A 13,199-nucleotide genomic window follows, 5' to 3' on the forward strand; every position below is an offset into this window, starting at 1 on the left:
CGGTGGCCGGGCCCGGGCTGCCGCTGCCGCCGCCGTCCGTGCCCGTGCCGCCGCCCCGGGCCCACGACTGGCAGGAACAGGCCGAGCGCGCCCTGGCCGAGGCCGAGCGCCGCGGACCGCACGAGCCGCCCCCGGACGCCGGCCGGGAACACTCGCACGGCGCGGGCTGGTTCGGGTAGGCGGCGCGGTCAGCCGAGGTCGGGGGCGAGCAGGGCCCGGACCCCGGCGATGTTGCGGACCAGGTACCCGCGCAGGGTGGCCGGGACGAGATCGACCGCGCCGAGCCCCTCCGGGGTGAACGGCAGCCGGACGATCTCGTACTCCCCGCGCGGCTCGGTCACCTCGGGCCCGTGCCGCAGCGCCGGGTCCATGGACGCCAGCCGGCACACGAAGAAGTGCTGCACCTTGAGCCCAAGGCCGGTCCGCTCCCCCGGCTCCGGCACATGCGGCACCGTGTCGACGAACGCCGGCACCGCGCCGGTGATCCGGGCGCCCAGTTCCTCGGACACCTCGCGGTGCAGGGCGTCCAGCACCGTGGCGTCGCCCGGCTCGACGCCGCCGCCCGGAGTGATCCAGTACGGCGGCCGGCCCGGCTTGGTGCGCTTGATGACGATCAGTTCGGTGTCGTCCCCGGCCAGCAGGACAGCACGGGCGGTGCGCTTGACCACCGGTGGTGCGTCGGTCATGCGGGTACCCATCGCCCGTACCGTCCGGTACGAAACCTCGCCGGGGGCCCGGGCGGTGCGTCAGCCGGCCGCCGCGTCGAGGGCGCCGGTCAGATCGGCGATGAGGTCGGCGGCGTCCTCCACCCCCACCGACAGCCGGATGAAGCCTTCGGGAACGTCGTCGCCGCCCCACCGGGCGCGGCGTTCGGCGGTGGAGCGCACGCCGCCGAAGCTGGTGGCGTTGTCGACGATGCGCAGCGCGGCCAGGAAGCGTTCGGCGGTGTCGCGGTCCGGGAGGGTGAAGGAGACCACGCAGCCGAACCGGCGCATCTGGCGGGCGGCGAGAGCGTGCGCGGGGTCGTCCGGCAGCCCGGGGTGGCGCAGCCCGCTGACCTCGGGCCGCTCCCGCAGCGCGGTGGCGACGGCGAGCGCGTTGCTCGCCTGCCGGTCGACCCGCAACTGGAGGGTGGCCAGGGAGCGGTGGGCCAGCCAGGTCTCCATGGGGCCGGGGATGGCGCCGATGGCCGCACGCCAGCCGCGCAGCGCCTCGGCCGCCGCGGCGTCGCGGGTGACGACGTAGCCGAGCAGCAGATCGCCGTGGCCGCTGAGGCCCTTGGTACCGCTGGCCATGGAGAAGTCGGCGCCCAGGTCGAGGGGGCGCTGGCCGAGCGGGGTGGCGAGGGTGTTGTCGACGGCGAGCAGCGCGCCGCGGGCGTGCGCGGCATCCGCGAGGGCGGCCAGATCGCACACGTCCAGGCCGGGGTTGGAGGGGGACTCGGTCCACATCAGCCGGGCCCCGTCCAGCGCCGCGTACTGCTGCGGTCCGCCGGTGGGCACGGTGGTGACGCGGACGCCGAACGCTTCCAGGCGCGGGATGAGTCCGGAGGTGCCGTGGTAGCCGTCGGTGGGCAGGACGGCGGTGTCGCCCGCGCTCAGCTGGGTGAACAGCACGGCGGAGGTGGCGGCCATGCCGGAGGCGAAGACGACGGCGTGGGCCGCGCGGCCGGGGGATTCGAGGCCGGCCAGGGCGGTTTCCAGCGCCGTCCAGGTGGGGTTGGCGTTGCGGCCGTAGCCGTAGGTGGCCTCGGCCGGGTCGCCGGGGAGGTGGTAGTGGGCGGCGAAGACCGGTCCCGGCAGCGCGGGCTGCCCGGGGCTCGGGGCGGGGAGCCCGGCGTGGACGGCGCGGGTTCCGTCGCCCGGCCCGGTGGGGAGCGGGAGGTGGCTCATGCGAGGTGCTGCTTTCCGTGTGCGGTGCCGGCGGCGGTGCCGATCGCCGTGCCGACCTCGGTCAGCAGGCGGGGCAGGGCGGCTTCGATCAGCTCCCGGCAGGCGGTGAAACCGGCCGGGCCGCCGTAGTAAGGATCCGGGACGTCCGTCCCGTCGGGGCACAGCAGCCGTGTCCTCGCCGCGTGGGCGGGGGTGGGCGCCAGCCGGCGCAGCGCCGAGAGATGCCCCCGGTCCAGCGCGACGATCAGGTCGTGTGCGGGAAAGTCGCCGGCGGTGAAGCCCCGCGCGACATGCCGCTCCCCGCCCCGGTAGCCGGCGGCGGCCAGCTCGCGCACCGTGCGGGGGTCGGCGCCCTCGCCCTCGTGCCAGCTGTCCGTCCCGGCGCTGGAGACGGTGACGAGCCCGTCGCCGAGCCCGTACGCGGGCAGCAGCTCCCGGCAGATGATCTCGGCCATCGGCGAGCGGCAGATGTTGCCCGTGCAGACGAAGCAGACGCGGTACGCGCGGGGGGTCATGGCCGGTTCCTCAGTCCCGGTCGAGGACCAGATTGACGGCCCAGGAGACGATGGCGATGATCAGACCGCCGAGCACGGCCGAGCCGAACCCGTTGACCTCGAAGGAGTCGCCGGCGATCCAGCCGGTCAGCATCAGCATCAGCGCGTTGATCACCAGGGCGAACAGGCCCAGCGTGAGGATCAGCAGCGGGAAGGCCAGGAACTTCACGATCGGCTTGACGATGAGGTTGACCAGGCCGAAGATCAGCGCGACGAGGATCAGGGTGAGGGTCTTGCCGCCGGTGCCGGCGTCGTCGTCACCGAGGGTGATGCCACTGACCAGCCAGACGGCCGCCAGCAGTGCTACGGCATTGGCGATGAACTTGAACAGGATGCTCTTCATGCTAGAGATCGTTGCAGACCGGACCATGGGCCGGGCAAGGGGTGCGAGGCGATGAAGCAGTTTCGGCTGGATCAGCTGGAGGCCGAGCGGATGGCGCACAACGGTGCCTACCTGCGGTTTCTCCGGGAGCGTCATATGTCGGCCGGGCTGTACGCGCTCAATGTCGGTGATGCCGACACGCAGCAGCCGCAGCGGCAGGACGTGCTGTACTTCGTGGCCAGCGGTCATGCCGAGGTGACGGTGGGTACGGAGACCACCCGGGTGGCGCGCGGCAGCATCGTGTACGTACCGGCGCACACCCTGTGCAGGTTCCACCACATCACGGAGGATCTGCGGGTGATGGTGATCTTTTCTCCGCCCGAGGGCTGAGAAGCGGGGGCTGGGGCATCAGGGTCCTGTCAGGGGACGGTCAGGGGAGGACCGGGGACTCGGGCCCTCCCGCCCGCCCCCGGGCCCGCTTAGCATCGGAACCACGGTGCCAGGGGGATGTCGGACAGCGGATTGAGGAGCCGTGCGTCATGAGAGAACTGTTCAGGTCACTGCCGTGGTGGGTGCGCTGGGTCGCCATTCCCGCCATCGTGCTGGTGGTCTTCGGCGGGCTGATCACTTCCGTGCTCACCTGGGTGATGAGTCTGATGTTCAAGATTCTGGTGTGCGCCGCGCTGATCGCGCTGCTGATCTTCCTGGTGCGGAAGTTCACCGCTTCCTCCTCCTCCGGCGGCGGTTGGTAGCGCCGGCTCCGCCCGGCCCGTTCCCGGAGGGCCGGTCGGCGCTGACGACCAGCGCCGCGAGCACGGTGGTGACCGGGACCGAGGCGACCAGGCCGATCGAGCCCACCAGGGTGCGGACGATCTCCTCCGACACCAGCTCGCTGAAGGCGACGGTGTCCACCGAGGCCTGGGCCACGGTGAACAGGAGCAGCAGGGGCAGCGCGGCCCCCGCGTAGGCCAGGACGAGGGTGTTGACCACGGAGGCGATGTGGTCGCGGCCGATGCGCATGCCGGCCCGGTAGAGCTTGAGCCACCCGGCGTCCGGCTCGGCGGCCTTCAGCTCCCAGACGGCCGAGGTCTGGGTGACGGTGACGTCGTCGAGGACGCCGAGCGAGCCGATGAGGATGCCGGCCAGCAGGACCCCGCGGATCTCGATGCCGGGGTAGAGGCTGTGGATGAGGCCGGTCTGGTCGTCGGTGTTGCCGGACAGATGCGCCCAGGCGGTGAAGAGCGAGCCCAGCACCCCGATGAGGACGAGCGAGATGAGGGTGCCGAGCACGGCGACCGAGGTGCGGGCGTTGACGCCGTGACACAGGTACAGCGTCACCAGCATGATGGCGCTGCCGCCGATCACCGCCACCAGCAGCGGGTGGGAGCCGTGCAGGATGGCGGGCAGGATGAACAGCGTCAGCACCGCGAAGCTGACCACCAGGCCGATGAGCGCGAGCAGTCCGCGCAGCCGGCCCACCAGGACGACGGCCAGGGCGAAGACGGCGGCCAGCAGGAGGATCGGGAACTTACGGTCCACGTCGGTGACGCTGTACTGGAGTTCCTCGGGGGCGTTGGGCGCGTACGCCACGATGACCTTCTGCCCGGTGTGGAACTTCTGGGTGGCGTCCGGCGGTACCACCTCGTGGAAGGTGCGGCCCGCGTGCGGGCCGCTGGTGACCTCGACGGTCGCCTGCTCGCAGGTGTCGTCCACGCCGCGCGGCACCTGGACGCCGATGTCGGCGCAGTTCATCTCCTCGACCGCGGTGACCTTCGCCTCCTCGAACTGCTGGTCGAAGCCGACGCCGGTGTGCTCGTCGCCCGCGGTGGGCGCGCCGCCGGGCCACAACAGCAGCAGTCCGGCGGCCACCGCGGCGGCGAACGGGATCAGAACGGCCGCTATGACCCGGCGCAGATGCGCCGAGACGGGCGGCGGCGGGCCGTGGCTGTGCGTGTGGTGGTGGGTGTCTGTCACCCGCCGATCATCGCAAGAGAATCCCGGGCCCTCTGTTCAGCGGGGCCGCGCACCGGTTAGCGTGGTCGTGCTGAAGTGACATCGCGGGAGCTCCGAGCACGGGGCTGAGAGGGCGCTGAACGGCTGCGCCGACCGCCGAACCTGGTACCGGGTAATGCCGGCGTAGGGAGTTGGGTCGTCATGACCAAGCAGGACACACGTGTGCTCGGCTCGCACAAGGGCTATCTCAGCGGATCGCGCCCCGACATGAGGGTGCCGGTGCGCCGGGTGCATCTGACCGACGGACGCGCGGTGACGCTGTACGACACCTCCGGGCCGTACACCGATCCCGAGGTGACCACCGACGTACGGCGCGGGCTGCCGCCGCTGCGCGCCCCGTGGCTCGCGGAGCGGGCGGCGCGCCGGCGCCCCGGGGACGGGCTGACGCAACTCGCGTACGCCCGGCGCGGGGAGATCACCGAGGAGATGGAGTACGTCGCGCTCCGGGAGGACCGCAGCCCGGAGTTCGTGCGCGACGAGATCGCGGCGGGGCGGGCCGTGCTGCCCGCGAACATCCGCCACCCGGAGGCCGAGCCGATGATCATCGGCAAGAACTTCCTGGTGAAGGTGAACGCCAACATCGGCAACTCTGCCGTCACCTCCTCCATCGAGGAGGAGGTGGAGAAGATGCGCTGGGCCACGCGGTGGGGCGCCGACACCATCATGGACCTGTCGACCGGCAAGGACATCCACACGACGCGGGAGTGGGTGCTGCGGAACTCGCCGGTGCCGGTGGGCACGGTGCCGCTGTACCAGGCGCTGGAGAAGGCCGGCGGCCGGGCGGAGGAGCTGAGCTGGGAGATCTTCCGCGACACGGTGATCGAACAGGCCGAGCAGGGCGTGGACTACATGACCGTGCACGCCGGGGTGTTGCTGCGGTACGTCCCGCTGACGGCCGGGCGGACCACGGGGATCGTCTCGCGCGGCGGCTCGATCATGGCGGCGTGGTGCCTGGCGCACCACGAGGAGAGCTTCCTGTACACGCACTTCGAGGAACTGTGCGCCATCCTGCGGGAGTACGACATCACGTTCTCGCTGGGGGACGGGCTGCGGCCCGGGTCGATCGCGGACGCGAACGACGAGGCGCAGTTCGCCGAGCTGCGGACGCTGGGTGAGCTGAACCGGATCGCCAAGGCGCACGACGTGCAGACGATGATCGAGGGCCCGGGCCATGTCCCGATGCACAAGATCAAGGAGAACGTGGACCTCCAGCAGGAGATCTGCGAGGAGGCGCCGTTCTACACGCTCGGGCCGCTGACCACGGACATCGCGCCCGGGTACGACCACATCACCTCGGCGATCGGCGCGGCCATGATCGGGTGGTGGGGCACGGCGATGCTCTGCTACGTGACGCCCAAGGAGCATCTGGGGCTGCCGAACCGCGACGACGTCAAGACGGGCGTGATCACCTACCGGATCGCGGCGCACGCGGCGGATCTGGCGAAGGGCCACCCGGGGGCCCAGCGGTGGGACGACGCGCTGTCCGAGGCGCGGTTCGACTTCCGCTGGGAGGACCAGTTCAACCTGTCGCTCGACCCGGACACGGCGCGGGCCTTCCACGACGAGACGCTGCCGGCCGAACCGGCGAAGACGGCGCACTTCTGCTCGATGTGCGGGCCGAAGTTCTGCTCGATGAAGATCAGCAGAAGCATCACAGAGCGGTTCGGCGGCGACGCGGACGCGACCCCGGAGGAGATCAAGGCCGGGATGCTGGAGAAGTCGAAGGAGTTCGCGGCTTCCGGCAACCGGGTCTACCTTCCGCTGGCTGACTGACTGACCTGCGTAAACGAGTCTGACCGACGGCATTCCGGGCGAGTCGTCGGTCAGCCCTCGTCGCTCTGCGGACTGATCTGTTGACGTCGGAGCGTTCACCAAGACATGCAGATGGGGTCAGCCGAGATAGGGCTGCTCGCGGTGCTCCATGAAGTGGCGGAGCCTGAGCCGCTGCGTGTGGTGCATGGGAAGTTCGTCCAGCTCGTCGGGAGGAACGAACCGCAGCTCCGTCGACTCGACGGAGATCGCCAGTTCTCCGCCGACGATCCGCGCGGTGAAGCAGACGTTGAACTGCCGGCGCACCTCGCCATCCGTGTAGGCGATGATGTGCCTCGGGTCGGTGTACGTGCCGACGAGTCCCGTGACCTCCACGTCCAAGCCGGTCTCTTCCTTGACCTCGCGGACGGCCGTGCCGGGAAGGGAGTCGGTGAGATCCATGCCCCCACCGGGGAGGGCCCACAGGTCGTTGTCGCGTCGACGCTGGAGCAGGATGCGCCCCTGCTCGTCGGTGACGACGGCCGAAGCCGCGACAACCATGCTGTTCGGCTTGGGCGCGTTCGGGTCGTCGTAGTACTCGGTCCGTGCCATGGTCACCCCTCGTGCCGTACGGGCGTCGCCGTGGACCACACCGCGTTGAAGCTCTCGGCGTAGGTGTCGAACATGCCGCCTTCCCCGCTTCGCCGAAGATGCCACACCGGGGCCCCGTACGCATTGACGCCCCAGGCATGGGCATTGACCAGCACCTGATCATCGGCACGGTAGAGCGAGTTGTAGAGCGTCGTGCCGTGCGTCCGGATGTCGATTCCGGGCACACCGATCAGGGGCCGGTAGTGCATGAGCGCCAGTTGGCAACGGGACTCGATGCCGTGCCCGAACCTCTCCTCCTGGCCGCGCGCCCGAACGTTCTCGCTCTCGGCGTCGCCCACCGCGATCCGGATCGCGCAGCCGTCTGCGGCTCGCTCTCGCAAGAGCTCGTTGAGCCGGGGATACGCCTCGTGCAAGAAGACGGCGGCGTACACCAACACGTCGATGCGCTCGCGGGCCCGCGTCAGCATGTCCACGAAGGCGGACACGGGCATGTCCGCCCGCTGGTCGTAGAGCGCCACGAGCTCCGGGCTGATTGCTCGCGCCGCGCGCGGCTGCCGGAGTGTCGGCCAGAGTGCGTGCACGTCTTCTCCCAGGGTCTCTGCCGCCCGCATGGCTGTGACACGGCGTGGCGTACGCCCGAGATTGACCCATCGCTCAACGGATTTGGGGTCTACGTCGACCTTTTGCGCGAGGGTGGCGTACGTCCAGCCTCCGTCCGCCATGACGGCACGAAGCCGCTCGTTCGGCATGAGTCTCCCCCCGATCGTTGGGATGGCACTAGGGACGTCCTACCCGCCGCGGGACGTCCTGAAGTGGGGTCTGGTGGAGGTTCCGACGTCCTCATCAACGGCAGCATGCTCGTGCCCATGGCGAGCTCAGCAGGCCAGACCCGCAGTAGGCGAACTGGTCAAGGACCAGAAGACCGGACGCATCGGCCTCGTCAGGGGCGAGATCGGTGGCCGCGTTCAGATGCGACCGATGAACGGTGGCAATCGAGTGGGACGCCGGACGGACTCGCCCGCGTGGCCCTGTCCTGACCCTTCTTCTGCACGGAGGTTCCCCGCGTGGCAACTGCACCACCCACCCCGGCTCGGTGCCCTCTCCGTCCTCGCAACGAGAGCTGCGGGGACTGCGGTGGCAGCGGTGCCAACTCCTCCGGCAAAAGCTGCGGCACCTGCAACGGGCTCGGCGAGATCTACTGCCGCGTCGCCCACCGCCGGGGCGTGCGCGTGCCGTCGCGCTTCTCGATCCGGAAGGACTACCACTGATGGCCCACGCTCTGATCGCCTCCCCGTTCCTTGACGGGCACCTGCTCCTCAAGCCCGGTGCCAGGGCTGGGGCTCGCATCCCCGCCGACCACTACGAGGGCCTGCGGCAGGCCGCTGCTGACGGTGAGGCTTTGCCCGCCTGGGCGGTGCGGACCGCGTCCGACGTGTGGGGCATCGACCTGAGCGGCCGGCCCGCGCGGGGCACGGTGCTGGTGCGCGAGCCGTCTCCGTACGGCTACTGTCGGGCTTCCTGGGAGATCAACCTCGGCTGCAACTTCGGCTGCAAGCACTGCTACCTCGGCGAGCGCCCCTTCTCCGGGCTCGCGTGGGAGGACAAGGTGCGGCTGCTGGACATCATGCGCGAGGCCGGCGTCCTCTGGCTCCAGATCACTGGCGGCGAGCCCACCATGGACCCGGACTTCCAGGGCGCCTACCGGTACGCCTGGCAGGCCGGGATGATGCTCACCATCTCCACGAACGGCTCGCTGCTCTGGCGGCCGGACCTCCTCAAGCTCTTCCGGGACTCACCGCCGTACCGCCTGGTGGTCAGCATGTACGGGGCGAGCGAGGAGTCATTCGACACGCTCACCCAGCGCCGCGGGGCCTGGAAGGCGTTCCGGCGCGGCATCGACGCCGCACGCGAGGCGAGGTTGCCACTGCGCATCAACGTCGTGGTGACCGAGGACAACGCCTCTGAGGCCGGCGAGATGGCCGCCCTCGCCGACGAGTGGAACGTGGAGAACCACGCGTACACGAACATGACGCCCACGATCTACGGCGGTGGAGAGCCTCTGCTCGCCCAGTCCGCTGCCCACCTGCGGCAGCGGAAGCCGTTCGCCGGCTGCAATGCGGGGCACACCTTCTTCCACGCCGACCCGCATGCCAAGGTCTCGATCTGCAAGGTCGGCCGCGACGACCAGATCGACCTCATGGCCGAAGGCGTCGACGGCCTTACCCGGCTCGGCGCCATCGCCGACCGCCTCATGCTTCGCACCGGGGGGTGTGAAGGCTGCGCCTTGTCCGGCACCTGCCGGGTCTGTCGCCCCCTGGCCAAGCATTACCAGGAGGCGAAGGCGGCGCTGCACAGCTACTGCCAGCATGGAGACAAGGAGAATGGACCATGACCCCGCCCGTACCGGTCACCATCCTTTCCAGCCCGCCGGCCTCGGCGCGCCGCGCGGCCCCGCCCGTCGCCGCTTCGGCGGTTACCGCCGTCCCGGACCTGGACGCGGTCGTGGAGAGCGCGGAGTGCTCCTGCGACGCCGGTGACGACAACCCCCACTGACCGACCGAGTCCGGTCGGTACCGTTCAGGCCCTGGCGTCTTCGCGTCGGGGCCTGAGCCCTGGCCGACCGACCATTGAGGTGCCGCTCATGTTCTTCCGCTGGGACTGGCTCCGGCCCGTATTGACCGCGCCGATCGTGCCGACTCTCGGCCCCGTCCACCCCCACGTCCTCACCGTGGATCTCTTCGAGGACACGCTGCGGGCGGCCGTCGCTGACCGTTCCTTCCTGCACTACGACAAGGATCGGCGTTGGAGCAGCGAGAAGGACGAGACGGTTCTTCGTGGCGACGTGGTCCACCAGTCCGATCACACTCTCATCCCCACGTTGACCCGTCGCGGACGTGGCACCGTCAAGGTCTTCGCCTACGGGCATCGTGACAGCGTCGTGGATGAAGCGGCCGAGCTGTCCGCGAAGCTCGCCGTCGTGCATGGCATGGTCAACGCGAGGGTCGTGTGCCCGCTCGGTCCCGAAACCGCCTTCCCGCGTGGCACCCGCATCCAGCTTCAGGACTTCACCGCGCGCCCCTGCCCCCACCCCGGCGGCCCGGTCCGGCGCGTCACCGACTGGCCGGCCACTGTGCAACAGACCTTCGCCCCGTTCGCCTTGGCCGTGGCCGCCGATGGCCTGGCCTTCCTTCACGGGCAGATGCGGGCCGGGCGGTGCGGCCCGGTCCTCGCTGCCGCCGTGGACGGTCGCATCGTCGGCGCGATCGGCCCGATGGAGGTACGCCCCGACGCGATCGGCTGCCCGCAGCTCATGCCCCAGTATTTCGCCGTCCTGCCCGAGGCCCGGGGGCAGGGCCTCGGGCGCGTTCTGTGGCGGGCCGCGATGCACTGGGGTCAGTCCCATGGTGCCGCTTATCAACTGCTACAGACCGAGGTCGGCGGCCCCTCCGACAGGCTGTGTCAGTCCGAGGGGCTGACCTCCCTCGGCTTCAGCCACACCACACGGGCGTAGTGGCTTGCGGCCTGACCTACGACAACGAAGAACCGGACCACCCCTCGGCCTGGACAGGATCCGGGATGGTCCGGTCGCGGAAGCCCTGATCAGGACCCCGGTGCCGACGGTACCGGGGCGGTCTTCGTGCCGGGAGACGGGTCTCTGCGCGGTGTCCCGCCGGAGCAGATGAAGGCCGCCACCCCGCTGATGTACTGCTCCGGCCTGCTGACCCTGGCCCTCAACGTCGCCGAGCCCTTGGCCGGCCACTACGGCCGTGCCGCCGTGGACGCCGTGGCTCCTCCTCGGTTGGGGAGCCGTCGGCTCCCAGCTGCTCCGGGACTTCCACACCATCCGCACCCCGCGCCCGTTCACGTCGTCACGGATCCAAGACCGGAACCCCGACCCGTTCCCGCGCCGGTCGTTCCGGCTGAGGAAGACAAGCCTGTCACCACTCCGGCCCCTGCCGATCCGGCCCCGAGCCCTGCCCGTGCCGCGGCGGGCGTGCCGGGCGTGCCGTGGGCCTCGGGTGCGTCGGGAAGTGCGGGCTGGGCCTCGGGGGTGGGGAGGTGGTAGGAGCCTTCGCGCTGGACGCTGGTGACCACACTGACGATCCAGGCCTTGAAGGATGCGGGTGCCGGTCGCCGCGTAGACGAAATCGCTGATGTCGATGGCGTCGCGGTGCGGTGCCCGTGGGCGGCGTTGCTGCTCCTTCATGTTTGTACGGTAAGCGGGAGTTTGCTCCGGCTTACCACGAACGGGCCCTCTGTCACTCCTGAGTGGGACGCGTGATGGGAGATGTCCCAGGTCGGCGGCCCGCATTGATCGTTTCATTAATAAATAAACTGGACATTCACTCCAATGCCACGCATCGAGGTCACCCGGATGTCGTTGGCGGAGTATGAGCGCACAGAATCCCTCACCTTTTCCGGAATCCCCTTATGGGTCGGTTCTTTACGAGGCGGACGACACCCAGCAACTGCTCCGGAACCGGGACGGGAACTGGCAATTCGACGGCGATCTCGCCCAGCTCCTCCAGACCGCCGCCCCGCAGGCCGGCCACCAGCCGCCGCCGCATCCCGGCCCGCCGCACCCCGGCCCGGCGCACGCGGCGCCCGCGCCCGACCCGTCCGACCCCAGCGCCCGGCACCGGCGGCCCCGGCGGCGCATCACCCTGCCCCGCAGGCCGGGTCCCGTGCAGTGGCTGCGCTGGGGCAGCCTGCTGATCGCCGCCGCGCTCACCCTCATCGCGGCCATGCTCAGCGTGCTGGGCGGCGTCATCTCCTACCAGCCGCTGCGCGACATGGTCTCCCCGAGCGCCGCCGGCGGGCTCACCGGCTGGTGGCCGGTGCTGATCTACGGTCCCTGGCTGGTCGCCTCGCTCTCCATCGTGCGCGCCGCCCTCCACCAGCGCCGGGCCGCCCACTCCTGGGCCGTGGTGATCTTCTTCTCCGGCCTCGCCGTCTACCTCTGCGTGGAGCAGGCCCCCAAGACCGTCACCGATCTGGCCGTGGCCGGCCTGCCGCCGATCTCCGCACTGGTCGCCTTCCACCAGCTGGTACGGCAGATCACCCTGATCAACCCGCCCCGGCACGCCATTCCGCAGCCGCGCGCCACCCGTTGACCCGGTGAGGGACACCTCCCCGGCCCTCGCCGGCGCCGGGCGCCGGACGGCCTCACGGCCCCTCCCGGCTACTCCTGCCCGGAGTTAAGCTGACGGCCGTTCACCACGCCGTCCGCGGAGGGAAACTGAGATGAGCGACGAAGCCATCCCGGGGATCGATCTGAGCAGGCCCAGCATCGCGCGGACCTATGACTATCTCATCGGCGGCAAGGACCATTACGCCGTCGACCGGGAATTCGGCGACGAGTTCATCGTCAAACTCCCCGGCGCGGTGCAGATCGCCATCGACAACCGGCAGGCACTGGTGCGCGCCGTCGGGGACATCGCCGCCCACACCGGGATCCGGCAGTTCATCGATTTCGGCAGCGGGCTGCCCACCGCCGACAATGTGCACCAGATCGCCGAGCGGCACACCTCCCAGGCGCGCGTGGTCTACATCGACAACGACCCCATCGTGCTCGCGCACGGCCGCGCGCTGCTCGCCGAGAACGCGCAGACCACCGTGCTCCAGGCCGACATCCGCGACCCGCGTGCCATAAAGGAGAACCCGGAACTCCTGCGGTTCATCGACTTCGGCCGGCCCGTCGGCGTCATCCTCTCCGCCGTGCTCCACCACCTCAACGACGACGAGGATCCCTACGGGGTGATGCGCTACTGGCGTGAGGCCGTGCCCTCCGGCAGCTACTTCTTCATCAGCCACTTCCGCAGCCGCCGGGACCAGGAGTCCGCGAAGCTGGAGGAGCTGCTCCAGGGCTCGCTCGGCCGGGGCCGCTGGCGCACCGACGAGGAGATAGCCGCGCTGTTCGACGGGCTCGACATCCTGGAGCCCGGGATCCTGCCGGCCGCCGAGTGGCGGCCCCGGCTGGAGCACCGGTCCGAACTCACCGTCTGGCAGCAGCTCATCGTGGCCGGCCTCGCCGTCAAGCCGTAGCCCCGCGCGCCA

Annotated in this window: 15 protein-coding genes and 1 riboswitch; of the genes, 8 read left to right on the forward strand and 7 right to left on the reverse strand. The window is 70.4% G+C overall.

The genetic code is table 11. The features are described from left to right. Positions 1–188: 188 nt before the first annotated feature. Genes ACFV5N_RS06225 through ACFV5N_RS06240 form a run of 4 tightly spaced genes read right to left on the reverse strand, consistent with a single transcriptional unit; the run spans position 189 to position 2,789 of the window. Positions 189–698 (reverse strand): NUDIX domain-containing protein, encoded by a 510-nt coding sequence (locus tag ACFV5N_RS06225; RefSeq protein WP_385594741.1) that lies wholly within the window; start codon positions 696–698, stop codon positions 189–191. A 48-nt stretch (positions 699–746) separates the two neighbouring features. After that, on the reverse strand, positions 747–1,892 hold the full coding sequence (locus ACFV5N_RS06230; protein WP_385594744.1) for a cystathionine gamma-lyase: 1,146 nt from the start codon (positions 1,890–1,892) through the stop codon (positions 747–749). Further along, positions 1,889–2,407, reverse strand: coding sequence for a low molecular weight protein-tyrosine-phosphatase (locus ACFV5N_RS06235; protein WP_385594747.1), 519 nt, complete (start codon positions 2,405–2,407; stop codon positions 1,889–1,891). Before ACFV5N_RS06235 ends, ACFV5N_RS06230 begins: the two co-directional genes overlap by 4 nt. A gap of 10 nt (positions 2,408–2,417) precedes the next feature. Beyond that, a complete protein-coding gene (locus ACFV5N_RS06240; RefSeq protein WP_385594750.1) occupies positions 2,418–2,789 on the reverse strand; it encodes a phage holin family protein in 372 nt (123 codons plus the stop codon). A gap of 51 nt (positions 2,790–2,840) precedes the next feature. Here ACFV5N_RS06240 and ACFV5N_RS06245 point away from each other — a divergent pair, with 51 nt between their 5' ends. Both ACFV5N_RS06245 and ACFV5N_RS06250 read left to right on the forward strand, forming a co-directional pair. Next, positions 2,841–3,158 (forward strand): cupin domain-containing protein, encoded by a 318-nt coding sequence (locus tag ACFV5N_RS06245; protein WP_385594753.1) that lies wholly within the window; start codon positions 2,841–2,843, stop codon positions 3,156–3,158. A gap of 149 nt (positions 3,159–3,307) precedes the next feature. Then, positions 3,308–3,520 (forward strand): DUF5326 family protein, encoded by a 213-nt coding sequence (locus ACFV5N_RS06250; protein WP_019432225.1) that lies wholly within the window; start codon positions 3,308–3,310, stop codon positions 3,518–3,520. Here ACFV5N_RS06250 and ACFV5N_RS06255 read toward each other — a convergent pair. Continuing rightward, positions 3,486–4,742 (reverse strand): YibE/F family protein, encoded by a 1,257-nt coding sequence (locus tag ACFV5N_RS06255; RefSeq protein WP_385594756.1) that lies wholly within the window; start codon positions 4,740–4,742, stop codon positions 3,486–3,488. The genes ACFV5N_RS06250 and ACFV5N_RS06255 overlap by 35 nt on opposite strands. A 73-nt stretch (positions 4,743–4,815) precedes the next feature. After that, positions 4,816–4,928, forward strand: a riboswitch (TPP riboswitch). Here ACFV5N_RS06255 and thiC point away from each other — a divergent pair. Continuing rightward, on the forward strand, positions 4,923–6,554 hold the full coding sequence (gene thiC / locus ACFV5N_RS06260) for a phosphomethylpyrimidine synthase ThiC (RefSeq protein WP_385594759.1): 1,632 nt from the start codon (positions 4,923–4,925) through the stop codon (positions 6,552–6,554). (Overlaps the previous riboswitch by 6 nt.) Before the next feature lie 117 nt (positions 6,555–6,671). On the opposite strand, the gene ACFV5N_RS06265 is transcribed toward thiC, so the two are convergent. After that, entirely contained in the window at positions 6,672–7,142 is a 471-nt protein-coding gene (locus ACFV5N_RS06265) for an NUDIX domain-containing protein (protein WP_385594762.1), read from the reverse strand. Positions 7,143–7,144: 2 nt separating this feature from the next. Continuing rightward, complete coding sequence (locus ACFV5N_RS06270; protein WP_385594765.1) at positions 7,145–7,891, reverse strand: helix-turn-helix domain-containing protein; 747 nt, start codon at positions 7,889–7,891, stop codon at positions 7,145–7,147. A gap of 518 nt (positions 7,892–8,409) precedes the next feature. Between ACFV5N_RS06270 and ACFV5N_RS06275 the strand changes: the two genes are divergently transcribed. From ACFV5N_RS06275 to ACFV5N_RS06295, 5 genes are all read left to right on the forward strand, one after another. Beyond that, the gene (locus ACFV5N_RS06275; protein WP_385594768.1) at positions 8,410–9,534 is read left to right on the forward strand and encodes a radical SAM protein; all 1,125 of its coding nucleotides are present in this window, start codon (positions 8,410–8,412) and stop codon (positions 9,532–9,534) included. Beyond that, complete coding sequence (locus tag ACFV5N_RS06280; RefSeq protein ID WP_385594771.1) at positions 9,531–9,695, forward strand: hypothetical protein; 165 nt, start codon at positions 9,531–9,533, stop codon at positions 9,693–9,695. Before ACFV5N_RS06275 ends, ACFV5N_RS06280 begins: the two co-directional genes overlap by 4 nt. A gap of 88 nt (positions 9,696–9,783) precedes the next feature. Next, complete coding sequence (locus ACFV5N_RS06285; RefSeq protein WP_385594774.1) at positions 9,784–10,653, forward strand: GNAT family N-acetyltransferase; 870 nt, start codon at positions 9,784–9,786, stop codon at positions 10,651–10,653. A gap of 880 nt (positions 10,654–11,533) precedes the next feature. Further along, positions 11,534–12,256: a hypothetical protein gene (locus ACFV5N_RS06290; protein ID WP_385594777.1), complete on the forward strand. Its 723-nt coding sequence runs from the start codon at positions 11,534–11,536 to the stop codon at positions 12,254–12,256. 130 nt (positions 12,257–12,386) lie between these two features. Continuing rightward, positions 12,387–13,187, forward strand: a complete 801-nt coding sequence (locus ACFV5N_RS06295; protein WP_385594779.1) for an SAM-dependent methyltransferase — start codon at positions 12,387–12,389, stop codon at positions 13,185–13,187. Positions 13,188–13,199 lie beyond the last annotated feature (12 nt).

This window comes from Streptomyces sp. NPDC059853 (genome assembly GCF_042731495.1).
Taxonomy (GTDB): domain Bacteria; phylum Actinomycetota; class Actinomycetes; order Streptomycetales; family Streptomycetaceae; genus Streptomyces.